We start from the raw sequence: 19,083 nt of genomic DNA on the forward strand, positions 1-19,083 counted from the left end.
GGCAACACGCTGAAACTGAGTCAATCCCGCCTGAGCGTCATTCACAAATACAAACGGCAGCTTGACCAGACAAGCTGCCGTCGACACCTTCCCGCTTCAGACATTCAGACGAAAAAGAACGCTTAGTAAGCGGTTGCAATCCCCAACGACCTGCGCCGCGCAATTGAACCACTAACGCGTGCTGGCGTGTCGATCACCCCGCCACGCGCTTGTCGTGCTCGATCACGGCATAGGCACTGTGGTTGTGGATCGACTCGAAGTTCTCGGCTTCGAGCGTATAGGCAATCACGCGCGCATCGGCGTTCAGGCGCACGGCCACATCGCGCACCAGATCCTCGACAAACTTCGGATTCTCGTACGCGCGCTCCGTCACGAACTTCTCGTCCGGACGCTTGAGCAGGCCCCACAGTTCGCACGACGCCTCTTCTTCAGCGATGCGAATGAGGTCTTCCACGGGCAAGTCGCCCACGAGTTCGGCATCGATCGTCACGTGCGAGCGCTGGTTGTGCGCGCCATACTGCGAGATCTTCTTCGAGCACGGGCACAGGCTCGTCACCGGGACGAGCACCTTCAGGGAGAGACGCGTCTCACCATTGCGCACATCGCCCGTGAGCGTCACTTCGTAGTCCAACAGACTTTCCACGCCCGACACCGGCGCGACCTTCTTCACGAAGTACGGGAACGAGACCTCGATGCGGCCCGCCTGCGATTCGAGCTTCTCGAGCATCGCGGCCAGCATCGTGCGGAACGTCGCCGGTTCGAGCGGCGCACGGTTTTCTTCGAGCAGCGCCACGAAGCGCGACATGTGCGTGCCCTTCTGGTCCGCCGGCAAATGAACGTCGAGGTTCCACGTGCCGACGCTCGGCTGAACGTCGCCCGCACCTGTCCTGACCGTGAGCGGATGGCGCACGCCCTTCACGCCCACGCGCTGGATCGGGATCTGACGGGTATCGACGGAGCTCTGGACGTCCGGCATCACGAAGGCCGGGTTCATCTGATTCATGTTCTTATCCTCAGGCCGCGCCAAACTTGCGGCGCGCAAATGGCAAGCGCCGGCGAGAGCCGGCGCTTGCTGGCGAAGCCGGGTACGCAACCCGGTCGCCGGTTCAATTGTGAAGTGGACTGCCGCGGCTCGCGAGCTGGCCTGCTCATGCGAGGCCAGCCGCGCCGCGAGGCGCTATCCCACTCAGGCGACGCGCATCACCGACTTGCCGGACGCGTTCGCCGCGTGGTCGAGGAAACGCTCGCGAATCGACTTCGCGATCCCTGCCGCGTCGAGGCCAACGCCTGCCAGCAGCTTGGCCGGGTCGCCGTGGTCGATGAAGCGGTCGGGGAGGCCCAATTGTAGTACGGGCTTGATAACCCCACTTTCAAGGAGGGCTTCCACGCAGGCCGAGCCCGCGCCGCCCATGATGCAGCCTTCCTCGACGGTCACGAGGTAATCGTGCGTCTCCGCAAGCTGGCGCACGAGTTCCGCATCGAGCGGCTTCACGAAGCGCATGTTCGCCACGGTGGCGTCCAGCTCCTGTGCAGCGGTCAGTGCCGGCGCAACCATCGTGCCGAACGCAAGGATCGCCACGCGCTTGCCTGCCGGCGCATTGCTCTCGCGACGAACTTCGCCCTTGCCCACCGGCAGCGCGGCCATCTGCTTGACGGTCGCGACGCCCGTGCCCGCGCCACGCGGGTAGCGCACGGCCGTCGGGCAGTTCTGCTGGAGCGCCGTGTAGAGCATCTGGCGGCATTCGTTTTCGTCCGACGCCGCCATGACCATCATGTTCGGGATGCAGCGCATGAACGCGAGATCGTAGGCGCCCGCATGCGTCGCGCCATCCGCGCCGACGAGACCCGCGCGGTCGATCGCGAACACGACCGGCAGGTTCTGCAGCGCCACGTCGTGGATCAGCTGGTCGTAGGCGCGCTGCAGGAAGGTCGAGTAGATCGCGACCACGGGCTTCAAGCCCTCGGCCGCGAGACCGCCCGCGAACGTCACCGCGTGCTGCTCGGCAATGCCGACGTCGTAGTAGCGGTCCGGGAAACGCTTCTCGAACTCGACCATGCCCGAGCCTTCGCGCATGGCCGGCGTGATGCCGATCACGCGCGAGTCGAGCTCGGCCGCGTCGCACAGCCATTCGCCGAAGACCTGCGTGTAGGTCTTCTTCGCGGGCGTTGCCGACGGCTTGATGCCTTCGGCCGGATTGAACTTGCCGGGGCCGTGGTACAGGACCGGGTCGGCTTCGGCGAGCTTGTAGCCCTGGCCTTTCTTCGTCACGACGTGCAGGAATTGCGGGCCGCGCAGTTCCTTGATGTTCTGCAGCGTGGGGATCAGCGAGTCGAGGTCGTGGCCGTCGATCGGCCCGATGTAGTTGAAGCCGAATTCCTCGAACAGCGTGGCCGGGACGATCATGCCCTTGGCGTGCTCTTCGAGCTTGCGCGCGAGGTCGAGCACCGGCGGCGCATGGCGCAGCACGCGCTCCACGCCCGCGCGCGCGGCGGCGTAGAAGCGGCCCGACATGAGACGCGCGAGATGGCGATTGAGCGCGCCCACCGGCGGCGAGATCGACATGTCGTTGTCGTTGAGGATGACGAGCAGCGGCACGTCGTCTTCCACACCCGCGTTGTTCATCGCCTCGAAGGCCATGCCGGCGGTCATTGCGCCGTCACCGATCACGGCGATGCCCATGGCGTTCTCGCCCTTGAGCTTGCTCGCGACGGCCATCCCGAGCGCCGCCGAGATCGAGGTGCTCGAATGGGCGGTGCCGAACGTGTCGTATTCGGACTCGTCGCGCTTCGGAAAGCCGGAGATGCCGCCGAGCTGGCGCAGCGTGGACATCTGGTCGCGGCGGCCCGTCAGGATCTTGTGCGGATAGGTCTGATGGCCCACGTCCCAGACGATGCGGTCGCGCGGCGTGTCGAACACGTAGTGCAGCGCGATCGTCAACTCGACCGTACCGAGGTTGGACGACAAGTGGCCGCCCGTTTGCGAGACGCTGTCGAGGACGAAGGCACGCAGTTCGTCGGCGAGCGGTTGCAACTGGCGGCGATCGAGGCGGCGCAAATCCGCCGGGTCGTCAATGGTTTTCAGCAAGTCGTACATCGTCGTTCCATTGTAGGAAATCGAGCGCTCCCGCACTTCTATCGCGCATTACTTCCCGTTCATGCGCGCCGGCGGGTTGCGCAATCAGCTCACCCGGTTCACAACCAGATCAGCGAGTTCGGCGAGGCGCTGCGCGCGCGCGCCGAACGGTTCAAGCGCCTCATGTGCGTTCTCGCGCAACTGCTGCGCGAGCACACGCGAAGCATCAAGGCCGATGATCGACACGTAGGTCGGCTTGCCGTCCTTCGCGTCCTTGCCAGCGGTCTTGCCCAGCGTGGCCGAGTCGGCAGTGACGTCGAGAATGTCGTCCACCACCTGGAAGGCGAGGCCCACGGCCGCAGCGTACTTGTCGAGCGCGGCGAGCGTGTCGGCGGAGGGCGTGTCGCCCGCCAGCGCGCCCATGCGCACCGCGGCGCGCAGCAGCGCGCCGGTCTTCAGACGATGCATCGTTTCGAGCTGCTCGCGCGTGAGCGAGTGGCCCACGCTCGCGAGATCGATCGCCTGGCCGCCGGCCATGCCGATCGAGCCACTCGCGAGCGCGAGTTCGCGCACGAGCGAGGCCTGGCGCGGGGCCGAGTCACCCAACCCCGGCACATCCGACGTCAGCGTGACGAAAGCTTGCGACTGCAGCGCGTCGCCGACCAGCAGCGCCGTCGGTTCGTCATATTTGACATGTACGGTGGGCTTGCCGCGACGCATGTCGTCGTCGTCCATGCAGGGCATGTCGTCATGCACGAGCGAGTAGACGTGAATCATCTCCAGCGCGCACGCCGCCGCGTCGAGCGCCTCGGGCGCCGCGTTCGTCAGTTCGCCCGCGGCATGGCACAGCAGCGGGCGCACGCGCTTGCCGCCGCCGAGCACGGCATAGCGCATGGCGTCGTGCAGCGGGGCAGGCTGCACGTCGGCTGCCGGCAAATAGTGATCGAGCGCGCTTTCGACCCGGTCAAGCACCTGCCGGGTCCATTGGTCAAATGTCATAGATCATCGTCTCCGCCAGCGGCGGAACTGCCTGTTGTATTGAGGGGCACGGGCCGCAGCGTTTCGCCGTCGAGCACGCGCACCTGTTGTTCAACCTTTTCGAGCTGCTGCTGGCAGAACTTCACCAGCACGGCGCCGCGGCGGTAGGCGGCCAGCGACTCCTCGAGACTCAAGCTGCCGCCTTCCATGCGCGCCACCAGCGCGTCGAGCTCGGCGAGGCCCGCCTCGTAGCTCTGCGGAAGGCCGGCTAGCGCCGCCTCGTCCGCGCCAGCCTCGGCGCCTTTGTCCGCGCCGTTGTCCGTTCCAGCGCGGTCTTTCGATGCGGATTTCGCCATGGGTGGTCGCCAAAATGAAACAAGGCGGACATTCTACGGCAAAAGCCCCCCAACCGCCCCGCTTGCCGGCTCGTGTGCCCCGCCGGCCACACGCAAGGGTTTGCCCGAATCGGTGCCGGAAGGCCGCAATTTGCGCTTTATTGTCGCGGTTTATACCGCATTCCTGGTGCTTTGTTGACGCAATTCCTGCAAAAATCAGCAACTTAGCTACCCCGCCGGGGGCAATCAGGATATAATGCCCGGCTCCCTAAATCGAATCTTCGATGGTTGGGTTGTTCACTGCTTTCACGTCTTCATCGGGAGTGGGAATGTCCAATCTGAGCAATGCATTGCAGCTGAAGTCCATTCATAGCCAGCTGCCAGTCACGGCTTACTTTGACAAAGCGCTTCTCAAGCGCGAGATCGAAACGCTTTTCCAGAAAGGTCCTCGCTACGTCGGCCACGAATTGATGGTGCCCGAGGCGAGGGATTATTTTGCGCTGCCCAGCGAGAAAGAGGGTCGCGTGCTCGTTCGCAACAAAAGCAACGAGATCGAGCTGCTCTCGAACGTCTGCCGCCACCGTCAGGCCATCATGCTAAACGGTCGCGGCACGGCAGACAACATTGTATGTCCGCTGCATCGCTGGACCTATGACCTCAAGGGCGAACTGCTCGGCGCACCGCATTTCGCGGACAAGCCCTGCCTGAACCTGAGCAGCACGCCGCTGCAAAAGTGGAACGGCCTGCTCTTCGAGTCGGCCGGGCGCGACGTCGCGCGCGACCTTGCCCGCCTTGGGCCGGCCAAACATCTCGACTTTGCGGACTACATGTTCGATCACGTCGAGATCCACGAGTGCAACTACAACTGGAAGACCTTCATCGAGGTCTATCTGGAGGACTATCACGTCGTGCCGTTCCACCCGGGCCTCGGCAACTTCGTGTCGTGCGACGACCTGCAGTGGGAGTTCGGCGAGTGGTACAGCGTCCAGACGGTGGGCGTGCACAACCATCTCGGCAAGCCGGGCAGCCCCACTTACCGCAAGTGGCACGACGAGGTCCTGCGCTTCCGCAACGGCGTGCCCCCGGAGTTCGGCGCGATCTGGATGGTGTACTACCCGGGTCTGATGATCGAGTGGTATCCGCACGTGCTCGTCTGCTCCTGGCTCATTCCGCAGGGCACGCAGAAGACGACGAACATCGTCGAGTTCTATTACCCCGAGGAAATCGTGCTGTTCGAGCGCGAGTTCGTCGAGGCCGAGCGTGCCGCCTATATGGAAACGGCCGTCGAAGACGACGAGATCGCCGAGCGCATGGACGCCGGCCGCCGCGCGCTCCTCGAGCGCGGCGTCTCGGAAGTCGGCCCGTACCAGAGCCCGATGGAAGACGGCATGCAGCACTTCCACGAGTTCCTGCGGCGCGAGCTCGGCACGATCTGAGCGCGACGTTCGCGGGCAGGTCGACGCATCACGGAAAGACGGGCTTCGGCCCGTCTTTTTGTTTAGACTGACGGCATCGGGCCGGCACGGCAAAGACCACCGCGAAGCGCCGGCCACGCACGATTCAAGGAGCCGTCATGCCCCATACGCACTACACCACGCTGATCTCGGCCGCCAACCTGCACGAGCGCCTCACAACGGCGCCTGGCAGCGTGCTCGTCTTCGACTGCCGCTTCGATCTCGCGAAACCCGCCGCGGGCGAAACCGCCTACGCCGCCGGCCATCTGCCGGGCGCGCGCTATCTCCATCTCGACCGCGACCTCTCGGGTCCGAAGACCGGCAAGAACGGCCGCCATCCGCTGCCGGATCGCGCGTCGCTCGTCGCCACGCTCATGAGCTGGGGGCTCAACGCGGGTCAGCAAGTGGTCGCCTACGACGAACAGGACGGCAGGTATGCGGCGCGCCTGTGGTGGCTGCTCCGCTGGCTCGGACACGATTCGGTCGCCGTGCTCGACGGCGGCCTGCTCGCCTGGCAAACGGCCGGCTTTGCGCTCTCGAAGGATGTCCCGACAGCCACACAAGGCACCTTCAAGGCCGGCGCGCCGCTGCAAGTGACGGTGGACGCACAGGCCGTCGAGCGCAATCTCACGACACACGAACACACGGTGGTCGATGCACGCGCCGCCGACCGCTATCGCGGCGAGAACGAAACGATCGATCCGGTGGGCGGCCATATCCCCGGCGCGATCAACCGCTACTTCGTAGACAATCTCACGCCCGATGGCCGCTTCAAGTCCGCTCACACGCTGCGCGACGAATTCAGCGCGCTGCTGCCAGGCAAGACGCCCGAGCATGTGGTGCTGCAATGCGGCTCGGGCGTGACGGCCTGCCATAACGCGCTGGCGATGGAGATCGCCGGCATGCATGGCGCGGCGCTCTATGCGGGATCGTGGAGCGAGTGGTGCTCGGATCCCAAGCGGCCCGTGGCGACCGGCCCGAACCCCTGAGCCATATGAGGCATGGCGCCGGCCTCAGCCGACGCCGTGCTCCTTGAACCACGCGATCGCGCGCTTCCAGCCATCCTCCGCATCGGCCTTGCGATAGCTCGGCCGGTAGTCCGCGAAGAACGCATGGCCTGCGTCGTCATACACGACGAACTGCGAGCCGCGGCCGCCCTGCGGCCCTTGCGCGATGGCGGCCTTCATCTGCTCGAGCGTGTCCTGCGGGATGCTTTTGTCCTCGCGGCCGTAGAGCCCGAGCACCGGCACCTGCAGATTGCCCGCGAGATCGAGCGGATTCTGCGGCGAGTTCGCGGTGTGAGCGCCGGCCACGCGCCCGTACCACGACACGACGGCCTTCACGCGTGGATTGCGCTCGGCATAGAGCCACGCGTAGATGCCGCCCCAGCAGAACCCGTTGATCCCCACGCGCTTTAGGTCGCCGCCATTTTGGCCCGCCCAGGCGAGCGCAGCGTCGATGTCGCCGAGCACCTGTGCGTCGGGCACCTTGCTCAGGATGTTCTGGTCGATCTGCTGAATCGTCTGATACGCGGACGCATCGCCTTCGCGTTCGAAAAAGTCCGGGGCGATGGCCAGATAGCCGAGCTTCGCGAAGCGCCGGCACACATCGGCGATATGCTCGTGCACGCCAAAGACCTCGTGAATCACGATGATCACCGGCAGATGGGTCTTGCCGCGCGGCTGCGCACGGTACGCCGGAATCAGCGTGCCGCTGGACTCGAACGCGATCTCGCCGGCGTCGAGGCCCACGCTGTCCGTGTGGATGGTCTGCGCGGAGACCGGCAGCACGGCGGCGGCAAAACCGCTGCCGAGCGCCGCCTTGATGAAGGTACGCCGGTCGAACGGCACGTGCGGGATGAGACTGTCGACTTCAGGTTTGAGCATGCGCCGCTCCTTTCGAAAGTACGACACAAAAAGAACCGCACAAACCGGCGCCGCGCCAGCTCTGTTCAACCCCGGCGCATTGTCCGTGTCAGTGCAGCTTCACGCGCGGCAGCGTCGTGCGCCGCAGCCAGTGTGCAAAGGTATCGAGGACCATGCGCGCATAGCCGTGCAGCGCCGCGATATGCAGCCGGTACAACGACATGTACATGAAGCGGGCAAAGAGCCCCTCGATCAGCATGCTCCCGCCGATCAGCCCGCCCATCAGGTTGCCGACCGCGCTGAAGTGGCCGAGCGAGACGAGCGAGCCGAAGTCGCGATACGTGAACTCGGGCAGCGGCTTCCCCGCGAGCAAGTCGCCCATCGAACGAAACAGGAACGAGGCCTGCTGGTGCGCGGACTGCGCGCGCGGCGGCACGCCACGCTCGTGGCCGGGCCACTCGCAGGCGGCACAGTCGCCGAGCGCGAAGACGTTGTCGTCGATTTCGGTTTGCAGCGTGCGCCGCACGATCAATTGACCGAGCCGGTTGACGGGCAGGCCGTCGAGCTGCGAGAGGACCGCCGGTGCCTTGATGCCCGCCGCCCACACGGTGAGGTCCGCGCGCACGGTCTTGCCGCTCGCCGTGCGCACGACGCCCGGCGCCACGTCGATCACGCGCTCACCGGTCATGATTCGCACGCCTAGCTTGCGCAGCAGCTCCGTAGTGGCCGACGAAACGCGCTCGGCCAAAGCGGGCAGAATGCGCGGCCCCGATTCGATCAGCACGATGCCCACGTCACGACTCGGATCGAGTTTGTGCAGGCCGTAGGCCGAGAGCACCTGCGCGGTGTTGCGCAGCTCGGCGGAAAGCTCGACGCCCGTTGCACCCGCGCCCACGATCGCGATCTGCACGCGCGGCACTTCGTTGCCTTCGTGATCGTGCTGACCGTGAACCCAGGGCTCCGGCTCCTGATGCTCCGCGCGCATGCACGCCGCGATGAGGCGCTTGCGAAAGCGCTCGGCCTGCTCGACGGTGTCGAGCGCGATGGAGTTTTCCGCCGCGCCCTGCACGCCAAAGAAGTGCGTCGTGCTGCCGATCGCGAGCACGAGCGTGTCGTATTCGAGCACGCGCTCGGGCAGCATCTCGCCACCGTCTTCGTCCTGCACCGTGCCGAGCGTGATGCGCCTCGCCGTGCGGTCGAGCGCGGTCAGTTCGCCCTGCTGGAATTCGAAGCCGTGCCAGCGCGCCTGCGCCGCGTACTCGAGCTCCTGCGTGAACGGGTCCATGCTGCCCGCCGCGACTTCGTGCAGGAGCGGTTTCCAGATATGCGTCGGATTGCGGTCGACCAGCGTGACCGAGGCGCGCAGCCTGCCACGCTTCGCGCGCGTTTCGCCGTAACGATCGCCTAGCCGTGTTGCCAGCTCGAGGCCTCCGGCGCCTCCTCCCACAACGATAAAGCGGTGCATAGACTCTCCGTGCATGTCGACAGGCGATAGAACGTCCGACGCTGATCCGATATTCAATATCGGCGCGCACGAGCAGCGCGGCGTCGGTCTCCGGCTCATTGTCGGCTGACGCGGCGTACCGCGGCAAGACGCGCGGTGCGCATTAACGACATCTGCGCTGGCCGCTTGCGTAACGGCGCGGCTACGGTTACGGCCTGGCTACGACGCTCTCGCCGACTGACTCGCTACGGTGGCGAGCACGATCGTTCGGCGCGCATTTCGGTGCATATGCATACAGAAGGCGCGTGGCCCCTGCGCCCCCGGCATCCCCCGAGCGCCCCTCAGTGTGCTTCTTCCCAGTTCGCACCCACACCCACTTCGGCCACGAGCGGCACCCTCAGCTTCGCCACCGAGCACATCAGCTCCGGCAAGCACTTGCGCACTTCGGCGAGCTCGTCGTCGGGCACTTCGAGCACCAGTTCGTCGTGGACCTGCATGATCATCTTCGTGCCGATGTTGCGCTTGTCGAGCCACTGCTGCACGGCGATCATCGAAAGCTTGATGAGATCGGCCGCCGTGCCCTGCATCGGCGCGTTGATGGCAGCGCGCTCCGCAGCCTGGCGGCGTGGACCGTTGCCGCCATTGATCTCGGGCAGCCACAGGCGGCGGCCAAACACCGTCTCGACATAGCCGCGCGATTTCGCGTCCATGCGTGTCTCGTCCATATAGCGCGCCACGCCCGGATAACGCGCGAAATAGCGGTCGATATAGAGCTTGGCCGCATCGCGCGTGATGCCCAGATTCGACGCCAGCCCGAACGCGCTCATGCCATAGATCAGCCCGAAGTTGATGACCTTGGCGATGCGCCGCTGGTCGTTGCTCACTTCGAGCGGCGTCACGCCGAACACTTCCGCCGCCGTGGCGCGGTGAATGTCGTCGCCGCGCTTGAACGCCTCGAGCAGCGACTCGTCGCCCGAGATATGCGCCATGATGCGCAGTTCGATCTGCGAATAGTCGGCAGACACGATCTTGCAGCCCGGCGGCGCGATGAACGCCTCGCGGATGCGCCGGCCTTCGCCCGTGCGCACGGGAATGTTCTGCAGATTCGGGTCGTTCGAGGCGAGACGGCCCGTGACAGCCACGGCCTGCGCGTAGTTCGTGTGGACCCGGCCCGTTTGCGCGTTGACCATGCGCGGCAGCTTGTCGGTGTACGTGGACTTGAGCTTGGCGAGACCCCGATGCTCGAGCAGCAGCTTGGGCAGCGGATAGTCCTCGGCGAGCTTCTGCAGCACTTCTTCGTCGGTGGACGGCGCTCCGCTCGGCGTCTTCTTTACGACCGGCAGTTGCAGCTTCTCAAAGAAGATCTGGCCGATCTGCTTGGGCGAGCCGAGATTGAACTCGCCGCCCGCGAGCGCGTAGGCCTGCTGTTCGAGCTCGACGAGCCGCACCGCGATCTCGGCGCTCTGCTTATCGAGCCGTTCCGTGTCGATCAGGACGCCATTGCGCTCCACCTTGCGCAGCACGCGCGCGGTGGGCATCTCGATCTCGCGATACACGTAGTCGAGGCCCTTCTCGGGCGCGATCTGCGGATAGAGCGCGAGGTGCAGTTGCAGCGTGACATCGGCGTCTTCGGCTGCGTATTCGGCGGCCTGCTCGAGCGGCACTTCGTCGAAGCCGATCTGCTGCGCGCCCTTGCCCGCCACCTCCTCGTACTTGATCGTCTTGATGCCGAGATGGCGCAGCGCGAGGCTGTCCATGTCGTGAGTACGATGCGATTCGAGCACGTACGATTCGAGCAGCGTGTCGAATTCGACGCCGTTCAGCTCGATGCCGTAATTCGCGAGCACCTGCTCGTCGTACTTCATGTGCTGACCGACTTTCTTGTGCTTCTCGCTTTCGAGCCACGGTTTCAGGCGCGCAAGCACTTCGTCGAGCGGTAGTTGATCGGGTGCGTCGGGCCCGCGATGCGCGAGCGGCAGATAAGCGGCGCTGCCAGGCTCAGTGGAGAACGACATGCCCACGAGCTTCGCGACCATCGGATCGAGCGCCGTGGTTTCCGTGTCGAACGCGGTGAGCCCGGCGGCTTCGATCTTTCTGAGCCACGCGTCGAACTGGTCCCACGTCTGGATCGTTTCATAGTGACGCGGCGCATCGACGAACAATGCGGGCTGCACGTTCGCGTCCTTCTCGGGCGCCTTGTCTGCCGTGGCCGTGGCTGTGGCCACAGCCACAGTCCCGTTCTGAATGGCTTCGTTCGCTTCACGCAGCCAGGTCTTGAAGCCGTGACGCGCGAAGATATCGCGCAAGTCTTCGAGCGCTTCGGGGCGCGTGGCGAGCGACGCCTCGATCGATTCGAGGTGCGGCGCGAGATTGCAAGCCGTCTCTACCGTGACGAGCTTCTTCGCCATCGGCAGGAAGCCGAGCGCATCGCGCAGATAGCCACCGACGGCGCCCTTGATTTCATCCACATGCTCGACGATGCCGTCGAGCGTGCCGTATTGCGTGAGCCACTTCACCGCCGTCTTCGGGCCGCACTTGCTCACGCCCGGCACGTTGTCCACCGTGTCGCCGATCAGCGAGAGATAGTCGACGATGCGCTCCGGCGGTACGCCGAACTTCGCGATCACGCCTTCGCGGTCGAGCAACTCGTTAGTCATCGTGTTGATGAGCGTGACGTGATCGGTCACGAGCTGCGCGAGGTCCTTGTCCCCGGTGGAAACGACCACCTTCATGCCGAGCTTTTCCGCCTGGCGCGCGAGCGTGCCGATCACGTCGTCGGCCTCGACGCCTTCGATCATCAGGAGCGGCCAGCCGAGCGCGCGCACGGCCTCGTGGATAGGCTCGATTTGCGCCGCGAGCGGCTCGGGCATGGATGGCCGGTTCGCCTTGTACTCCGGATACCAGTCGTCACGAAACGTCTTGCCCTTTGCATCGAACACGCACGCGCTATACTCTGCCGTAACGTCCTTGCGCATGCGACGCAGCATGTTGATGATGCCGTATAGCGCACCCGTCGGTTCGCCGTCAGGACCGCGCAAATCAGGCATCGCATGGAAGGCACGATAGAGATAGCTAGAACCGTCGACCAGCAGCAGGGTCTTACCTTCTAGCTGAGTTTGTAGCTTCGTTTCCACGCGTAGTTCTTCAGGCATTATGGACAAGAGAAAAGTGATTCCGAGTCTGCGTTCACTCGCAGATCAAGAGCGCGCGACGGCCAAGAAGGCGCGCGCATCGTGGCAGATGTTCACGATTATGGCAGAGTTTATCGAGGCGACCGAATACCTGTCCGAGATCCGGCCAGCGGTCAGCATCTACGGTTCTGCCCGCCTGAAACCGGACTCGCCGTACTACCAGCTCGCCAAAACGATCGCGCGCAAAGTCTCGGACGCGGGCTTCGCCGTGATCTCCGGCGGCGGCCCCGGCATCATGGAAGCCGCCAACCAGGGCGCGCACGCGGGCAAGTCGCCTTCCGTGGGCCTGAACATCGAGTTGCCACACGAGCAATCGGGCAACCAGTGGCAGGACATCTCGCTGCGCTTTCGCCATTTCTTCACGCGCAAGGTCACCTTCGTCAAGAACTCCGACGCGGTGATCGTGATGCCGGGCGGCTTCGGCACGCTCGACGAACTGGCCGAGGTGCTCACGCTCATCCAGACCAAGAAGTCGCGCCACGTGCCCATCATTCTGGTGGGCGCCGAGTTCTGGAAGGGCCTGCTCGAATGGTTCCGCGCGGCACTCGTGCCGATGGGTCTGATCAATCCGGAAGACATGGACCTGATGCAGGTGATCGACGACCCCGACCAGGTGCTCGAAGCGGTGCTCAAGTTCTACGAGGACAGCGGCGAGGAGCCGGAGAAGGAACACCCGAGCCGCCCCGAGCCCGACGAAGACCGCATGTTCTATCTTTGATGTTCGGCGTCGCTCGCGTGCCGGCGCCTGGCGCCCGCGCGCGAGTGCGCTGCACAACAAGCCTGACGCGCTGTCTTCGCCGCGTTTGCAGGTGCCGCGCCGCGCAGGCCCGGCACCTGCGCAAGCCTTTCTTCGCGCTTTCAGGCGCGCGGCTTGCATGCCCTCAACTGACCCCACCACGTTCGTGCTGCCCGGCAGCGCGCTGGCACAGGCCGCGCCTGGGCCGAACATGATGATCGTGACGCTCGTGGGTTGGCACGTGGCCGGCTGGGCGGGCATGCTCGTGACGTCGGTGGCGAAGTTCGGGCCGGCCGTGCTTGCCCGCGCAATTCGCCAAACGGCCAATTGAGGCCTTTTCGCAGGACTATCTGATAGAACGTTACGCCGGAGCAGGACAGGCCAACGCGATCGCTTGCCTGCCCACGCAATGCAGGCGAAGCACAAAGCAAACCCTATAGACTCGAATGCCCGAGATTCGACCAGGCAGGGGTTTGCAAATTGACTGAGGCAGAACATGAGATCGCAACCGGGCATTCGGCGCACGCGTGGACACAGGGCTGGAACTGGCTCGTCATCGCCATCGTGGTCGTTGCGCCGCTGGTGCTTATCCTCGTCGAATACAAACTTCGCGACGAACTGTGTGCGCTGCGCGCGCGTCACGCGTACCACCCGCTGGACTTCTTCTCGCCGACCATGATGGCGGCAGCGCTCACCATGGCGCTGCCTTGCATGAGCATGCCAGGCAGTTTGCCGAGGCTGATCGCACTGCCCCGGCCGCCTTCGATATTTTATTTTTCTTATCGCAGGCGATGGGCCTGCGCCCATCGTGCCGGCATCCGGCACAACAGGACGGCGCGATACCTTTGGCATGCCAATGTTGGCGTGGCCGTCTTCGCGCTTTTCTTGTCCTGCGGCATCTTTGTACTCTGGCTGTTACGTCTTCACCCTGAGGGCAGTGCTAGCATCGCCGATACATGGGGAACGCCACAGAAGGAAAGCTGCACCGCATACGGCATTGCAGCCAGCCTGACCTTGTTAAAAGCCACTCTCGAGCGGTTGGAAAAATGACATACTCACCTGTATCCGAAATCATCGGCATTCCTGCCACCGGGATTTTCGTTGGGATTGTGTTGTCCTGGTTCGTACGCCGCCTGCAGCGCTCGGTCGCGCGCTATGAAGCGCAAGAGGCCCGGTCCAGACGGGCCTCGCCTACGCCGAACGTTGTCTATGCCCAGCCTACTTCACTGCCGGTCGATGCCGCCACGCGTATTGCCATGGCCATGAAGACGAAGAACATTGCACTGAGGCTCGACGGCGGCAGGTATGCGCATGCACCGCTCGCATCCGGTCACGTGCCTGTGAGCTGAACAGCTCTCCGTCTGTCCGCCCCAAGCACTTGTGCTGAAAGTCCGGCCCGCAAGAACCACCCACAGGCGCCGGACAATCTCGTCTACCTCACTGAAACGCCACCTCGGCAAAGCTGCGCAGCTTGCGACTATGCAGCTTGTGCAAGCCGTTGGTGCGCAAGATCTCCATCGCCGTCACGCCTATCTGCAAGTGCTGATCCACCTGCGCGCGATAGAACGAATCGGCCATGCCGGGCAACTTGAGCTCGCCGTGCAACGGCTTGTCGGAGACGCATAGCAAAGTGCCGTACGGCACGCGAAAGCGGAAGCCGTTCGCGGCAATCGTCGCGCTCTCCATATCGAGCGCAATTGCGCGGCTCTGCGAAAGGCGCTGCACCGGCTCGCGGTGCTCGCGCAGCTCCCAGTTGCGATTGTCGACGCTCGCCACCGTGCCTGTGCGCATCACGCGCTTGAGCTCCACGCCGTCGAGCTGCGTGACCTGCGCGACCGCGCGCTCGAGCGCCACCTGCACTTCGGCCAGCGCCGGAATCGGCACCCACAGCGGCAAGTCTGCGTCGAGCACGTGATCCTCGCGCACATAGCCGTGCGCGAGCACGTAGTCGCCGAGGCGCTGTGTGTTGCGCAGCCCCGCGCAGTGGCCGAGCATGATCCACGCGTGCGGGCGCAGGACCGCGATGTGATCCGTGATCGTCTTCGCATTGGACGGCCCCACGCCGATGTTGATCATCGTGATGCCGCTGCCGTCCGCGCGCTTGAGGTGATACGCGGGCATCTGCGGCAGACGCGCGGGCGGCGTGCCCTCGTCGTCCTGCTCGCCAAGATTCGCGTTGTAGGTGACCACATCGCCCGGCTCCACGAACGACGTGTATTCGCTGCGGTAATTGCGCAAGTCGGCGTCGTCGGTGCGCGCCATCATCGCCCGGCCGAGCTTCACGAATTCATCGATATAGAACTGATAGTTCGTGTAGAGCACGTAGTTCTGGACGTGCGTGGGCGCGGTCGCGGTGTAGTGCTTGAGGCGATGCAGCGAGAAGTCCACGCGCGGCGCCGTGAAAAGCGCGAGCGGCTGCGGCTCTCCGTGAGCCGGTTCGTACGTGCCGTTGACGATGCGGTCGTCGAGCTCGGCGAGGTCCGGCGTATCGAACACGTCGCGCATCGCAAAGAGCCGCTCGCGGTCCAGATCGCCTTCGAGGTGGATGCCTTCGGCGAACGCGAAGTGAATCGGAATGGGCTGCTCCGACACCCCGACTTCGATCGACACATGATGGTTCTTCGAGAGAAGCCGCAATTGCTCGCGATAATAATTGCCGAACAGGTCGGGGCGCGTGACGGTGGTCTCGAACACGCCGGGGCCCGCGACGAAGCCATATGAACGCCGCGAGTCGATGTGCGTGTTGATCTCCGTGTGAATGCGCACGAACGGATAGCATGCGCGCACGCGACGGTCGAACGCCTCGCCGCGCCGATAGCGCGCGAACGCATCGCGCAGGAACGAGGTGTTCGCCTCGTAGATGGCGGACAGGCGCGTGACGGCGTCGGCAGCGTCTTCGAAGGCTTCGACCGGAAAGTCGTGTGGGGGCGTCATGAAGGCGCGCCGGTGGATCTCGTTGTTCATGTTCGTTCGCCTCGGTTCATATGGAACGACATTAGCACGGAAGAAGGTCATTCTGACAACGCCATTCGCACGCTCGAGAGATTCGGATGCTGCGCGCCGTCCCGCCGCGATCGGCACCAGGACTGCACCGAAGCGCTCGCCCCACCAGTCCCGCCGACGCGGCACGCCGGCCCCGCCCACCCCAGGGTCGGACACGGGGCGCGGGACGCGGATTTGCTAGAATCAAGATTCTCAGCTTTGCATGGGACCAGAGTAAGGCACTGAAGCGCCAACTCTGGTCGACAGGAGAATCACCATGAAGTCGTACCTTCTTGCCGCCTTCGCAGCGACGCTCGCGTTCAGCGGTCTCGCCATGGCCGCGCCAGCCGACGACGCGAAGACCGCCGTCGAGGCACAGTCCGCCAATGAGCGGGCCGGCCTGCCCGATCTGGCCGCGATCAACAACCGTCCCGCGGCGCGCGTCACCTCGAAGGTCAACATCAACGACGTGCCGCGCACGCCGAGCTTCCATGAAGTGAGCCCGACCGGCACAGAGGTCACCGAATACCGCGACAAGGGCAAGCCCGTCGAGATCAACGTGCATTCGAACTTCGGCACGCGTTACTCGATGAGCGCGAATCCCGACACCTCGCCGCAAGTCCGTCCGAACGGCCAGGCCAGCACGCGCCTGCCGTCGATCAATCTGCATTACTGATACGCCGCCCTTGCGCGCGGACGGCGTGCGCTGTCCCGCGCCGCCTCCCGCCCGAACGCACGAAGCCGCGCCGAAACGGCGACCGCGCCCGTGAGCAGGGCCTCCCATTACGATAACCACACGACCTCTGGCATGGCCGTCTTCACCGCTGTCACCGAAACCCAGCTTGCCCAATGGATGCGCGACTACGATCTTGGCGACGTAGTCGATTTTCGCGGTATCCAGTCAGGCATTGAAAACAGCAACTTCTTCCTGACGACGACGCGCGGCGAATACGTTCTGACGATCTTCGAGAAGCTCACTGCCGAACAGCTGCCGTTCTATCTCGAGCTGATGCGCCATCTGGCCTCGCACCGCGTGCCGGTGCCCGACCCGATGCCACGTGCCGACGGCACCCTGTTCGGCCTGCTGCACGGCAAGCCGGCGGCCATCGTCACGAAGCTCGACGGCGCGCCGGAACTCGCCCCGGGCGTGGAGCACTGCATGGAAGTGGGGCAGATGCTCGCGCGCATGCACCTGGCGGGCCGCGATTTCGCGTTCGACCAGCCGAATCTGCGCAGCCTGCCGTGGTGGGAAGCGACCGTGCCCACGGTCCTGCCGTTCCTCGCCGACGCCCAGCGCGAGCTGCTCACGAGCGAGCTCGCGCACCAGCAGGCCTTGTTCGCCAGCGACGATTACGCCTCGCTGCCCGGCGGCCCGTGCCATTGCGACCTCTTCCGAGACAACGCGCTGTTCGCGCACGTCAGCCCGGAAACGGGCCATACGGTGCGCCTCGGCGGATTCTTCGACTTCTATTTCGCCGGCTGCGACAAATGGGTGTTCGACGTGGCGGTGACGGTGAACGACTGGTGCGTCGACCTCGCGACAGGCAAGCTCGACGCACCTCGCGTCGAAGCGTTGTTGCGCGCCTACCAGACGGTACGCCCGTTCACGCCCGCCGAGAGCCGGCATTGGGTCGACATGCTGCGCGCCGGCGCGTACCGCTTCTGGGTATCGCGCCTGTACGATTTTTATCTGCCGCGCTCGGCAGAGTTGCTCAAGCCCCACGATCCCGGCCATTTCGAGCGCATCCTGCGCGAGCGCCGCGCCGGCAGCGCCGCCGGCACGCCGGGCGCCTTCCACGCACTCTCTGACCTGCCCCGCTCATGCAACTGATCGAAGTCCCCGCGAAGCAGGGCTACGTCTGGTTCCGCCAGGGCATCTGGCTGTTCCGGCGTAATCCGCTCGCGTTCCTCACGCTGTTTTTCTCATATCTGCTGGCCATGACGCTGATCTCCGCCGTGCCGGTGATCGGCGGCGTGCTGCCGCTCATTTTCGTGCCGGGCGTGGCGGTGGGCTTCATGGCCGCGTGCCGCGACACCGTTGCGGGCAAGCCGGTGTTTCCGACCATCCTCGTCGACGGTTTCCGCTCATACGGGCAGACGGTCACCAAGCATCTGTTCGTGCTTGGCGGGATTTACGTGGTGGCGATGACGCTGGTGCTCGCGGCCTCGGCGCTCGTGGACGGCGGCACGCTCCTGCGTCTGATGACGCTGGGCGGCTCGCTCGATACAGATGCAGTCGCGAACGGCAATGTGCCGCTTGCCGTGCTCGCGTCGCTCGCGTGCTACGTGCCGGTTTCGATGATGTTCTGGTTCGCGCCGGTGCTGACGGCCTGGCACGAGGTGCCGCCGATCAAGGCGATGTTCTTCAGCATCGTGAGCTGCTGGCGCAACAAGGGCGCGTTCGTGGTGTATGGCGCGCTGTGGTTTGCGGTGTCGATCGGCGTGTCGCTGGGGCTTTCGACGCTGCTGCGCGCGCTCGGCGCCGGCGACTACGCGCTGGCGATCCTGATGCCGGCGCTCATTCTCGTAACGACGATGCTCTATTGCTCGTTCTACGCGACCTATCGCGGCTGCTACGGCGTGCAGGAAAAGACTGCCGCCGAAATACCGGGTTCGGGACGCTGAGCACAAGGCATCGCGTGCAAGCCGCCTCGGGCGGCAAGTTCCAGCTACACAAACACCAATGGGGCGCCACTGTGCGCCCCATTGCGTTTCTGAAACTTCAGGCCGGCGTGAATGCCTGGCCGCTTAGCCGTAGTGATTCATCCACGACGGGTTGCGGCCCGCCTTCTCGCGGTCGAGCTTGCGCATGCGGAATTCGAGGTCGTAGATGTCCGCCGATTCGGCCAGATAGGCTTCCTCGCGCTCCTTTTGAGCGGTTTCGTACGACTTCGTGAGGAACAGGAAAAGGCGGCTGAGCAGGTACATGGTCTGGCTCCGGTAATCGGGCACATGCCCTCGGAATGAACAGAACCATTATAGGGTAAACCCTTATCATGGTAAACCCTTGAATTGGTGCGGATTG

At 64.6% G+C, this 19,083-nt stretch carries 17 protein-coding genes and 1 pseudogene; 9 read left to right on the forward strand and 9 right to left on the reverse strand.

The features are described 5' to 3' along the window. Window positions 1–193: 193 nt before the first annotated feature. From folE2 to EYW47_RS02475, 4 genes are all read right to left on the reverse strand, one after another. A complete protein-coding gene (gene folE2, locus EYW47_RS02460) occupies window positions 194–1,003 on the reverse strand; it encodes a GTP cyclohydrolase FolE2 (protein WP_133193282.1) in 810 nt (269 codons plus the stop codon). Between the two features lie 183 nt (window positions 1,004–1,186). Further along, on the reverse strand, window positions 1,187–3,094 hold the full coding sequence (gene dxs / locus EYW47_RS02465) for a 1-deoxy-D-xylulose-5-phosphate synthase (RefSeq protein ID WP_133193283.1): 1,908 nt from the start codon (window positions 3,092–3,094) through the stop codon (window positions 1,187–1,189). Between the two features lie 84 nt (window positions 3,095–3,178). Then, entirely contained in the window at window positions 3,179–4,072 is an 894-nt protein-coding gene (locus EYW47_RS02470; RefSeq protein WP_133193284.1) for a polyprenyl synthetase family protein, read from the reverse strand. Then, the gene (locus EYW47_RS02475; protein WP_133193285.1) at window positions 4,069–4,407 is read right to left on the reverse strand and encodes an exodeoxyribonuclease VII small subunit; all 339 of its coding nucleotides are present in this window, start codon (window positions 4,405–4,407) and stop codon (window positions 4,069–4,071) included. The genes EYW47_RS02470 and EYW47_RS02475 overlap by 4 nt, the downstream gene beginning before the upstream one ends. Before the next feature lie 308 nt (window positions 4,408–4,715). On the opposite strand from EYW47_RS02475, the gene EYW47_RS02480 reads away from it, so the two are divergent. Beyond that, window positions 4,716–5,822 (forward strand): aromatic ring-hydroxylating oxygenase subunit alpha, encoded by a 1,107-nt coding sequence (locus EYW47_RS02480; protein ID WP_133193286.1) that lies wholly within the window; start codon window positions 4,716–4,718, stop codon window positions 5,820–5,822. A 137-nt stretch (window positions 5,823–5,959) separates the two neighbouring features. Further along, on the forward strand, window positions 5,960–6,829 hold the full coding sequence (locus tag EYW47_RS02485) for a sulfurtransferase (protein ID WP_133193287.1): 870 nt from the start codon (window positions 5,960–5,962) through the stop codon (window positions 6,827–6,829). A gap of 24 nt (window positions 6,830–6,853) precedes the next feature. Here the strand turns inward: EYW47_RS02485 and EYW47_RS02490 are convergent, their stop codons facing one another. The 3 genes from EYW47_RS02490 to polA all read right to left on the reverse strand — a co-directional run bounded on the left by EYW47_RS02490 (window position 6,854) and on the right by polA (window position 12,301). Then, window positions 6,854–7,726, reverse strand: a complete 873-nt coding sequence (locus EYW47_RS02490; RefSeq protein WP_133193288.1) for a dienelactone hydrolase family protein — start codon at window positions 7,724–7,726, stop codon at window positions 6,854–6,856. An 88-nt stretch (window positions 7,727–7,814) separates the two neighbouring features. After that, window positions 7,815–9,170 carry an NAD(P)/FAD-dependent oxidoreductase gene (locus EYW47_RS02495; protein WP_133193289.1) on the reverse strand — a complete coding sequence of 452 codons (1,356 nt, stop codon included), beginning with the start codon at window positions 9,168–9,170 and terminating at the stop codon, window positions 7,815–7,817. Between the two features lie 320 nt (window positions 9,171–9,490). Continuing rightward, the gene (gene polA / locus EYW47_RS02500; RefSeq protein WP_133193609.1) at window positions 9,491–12,301 is read right to left on the reverse strand and encodes a DNA polymerase I; all 2,811 of its coding nucleotides are present in this window, start codon (window positions 12,299–12,301) and stop codon (window positions 9,491–9,493) included. 1 nt (window position 12,302) lies between these two features. On the opposite strand from polA, the gene EYW47_RS02505 reads away from it, so the two are divergent. The 4 genes and pseudogenes from EYW47_RS02505 (at window position 12,303) to EYW47_RS02520 (ending at window position 14,425) form a co-directional block, all read left to right on the forward strand. Next, complete coding sequence (locus tag EYW47_RS02505) at window positions 12,303–13,058, forward strand: LOG family protein (RefSeq protein WP_133193290.1); 756 nt, start codon at window positions 12,303–12,305, stop codon at window positions 13,056–13,058. A gap of 199 nt (window positions 13,059–13,257) precedes the next feature. Further along, window positions 13,258–13,371: pseudogene (locus EYW47_RS02510) on the forward strand (chromate transporter); the annotation flags it as partial. A 185-nt stretch (window positions 13,372–13,556) separates the two neighbouring features. After that, window positions 13,557–14,126: a hypothetical protein gene (locus EYW47_RS02515; RefSeq protein ID WP_133193291.1), complete on the forward strand. Its 570-nt coding sequence runs from the start codon at window positions 13,557–13,559 to the stop codon at window positions 14,124–14,126. Next, window positions 14,123–14,425 carry a hypothetical protein gene (locus tag EYW47_RS02520; protein WP_133193292.1) on the forward strand — a complete coding sequence of 101 codons (303 nt, stop codon included), beginning with the start codon at window positions 14,123–14,125 and terminating at the stop codon, window positions 14,423–14,425. Before EYW47_RS02515 ends, EYW47_RS02520 begins: the two co-directional genes overlap by 4 nt. An 88-nt stretch (window positions 14,426–14,513) precedes the next feature. Here the strand turns inward: EYW47_RS02520 and EYW47_RS02525 are convergent, their stop codons facing one another. Beyond that, entirely contained in the window at window positions 14,514–16,040 is a 1,527-nt protein-coding gene (locus EYW47_RS02525) for an AMP nucleosidase (protein ID WP_133193293.1), read from the reverse strand. A gap of 295 nt (window positions 16,041–16,335) precedes the next feature. Between EYW47_RS02525 and EYW47_RS02530 the strand changes: the two genes are divergently transcribed. The 3 genes from EYW47_RS02530 to EYW47_RS02540 all read left to right on the forward strand — a co-directional run bounded on the left by EYW47_RS02530 (window position 16,336) and on the right by EYW47_RS02540 (window position 18,683). Next, on the forward strand, window positions 16,336–16,734 hold the full coding sequence (locus EYW47_RS02530; protein WP_133193294.1) for a hypothetical protein: 399 nt from the start codon (window positions 16,336–16,338) through the stop codon (window positions 16,732–16,734). Between the two features lie 132 nt (window positions 16,735–16,866). Next, on the forward strand, window positions 16,867–17,889 hold the full coding sequence (locus tag EYW47_RS02535; protein WP_133193295.1) for a homoserine kinase: 1,023 nt from the start codon (window positions 16,867–16,869) through the stop codon (window positions 17,887–17,889). Beyond that, window positions 17,880–18,683: a BPSS1780 family membrane protein gene (locus EYW47_RS02540; RefSeq protein WP_133193296.1), complete on the forward strand. Its 804-nt coding sequence runs from the start codon at window positions 17,880–17,882 to the stop codon at window positions 18,681–18,683. Before EYW47_RS02535 ends, EYW47_RS02540 begins: the two co-directional genes overlap by 10 nt. 123 nt (window positions 18,684–18,806) lie before the next feature. Here the strand turns inward: EYW47_RS02540 and EYW47_RS02545 are convergent, their stop codons facing one another. Further along, window positions 18,807–18,986, reverse strand: coding sequence for a DUF3563 family protein (locus tag EYW47_RS02545; RefSeq protein ID WP_028219562.1), 180 nt, complete (start codon window positions 18,984–18,986; stop codon window positions 18,807–18,809). Window positions 18,987–19,083: the final 97 nt, after the last annotated feature.

This window comes from Paraburkholderia silviterrae (assembly GCF_004353915.1).
Classification (GTDB): Bacteria; Pseudomonadota; Gammaproteobacteria; order Burkholderiales; family Burkholderiaceae; genus Paraburkholderia; species Paraburkholderia silviterrae.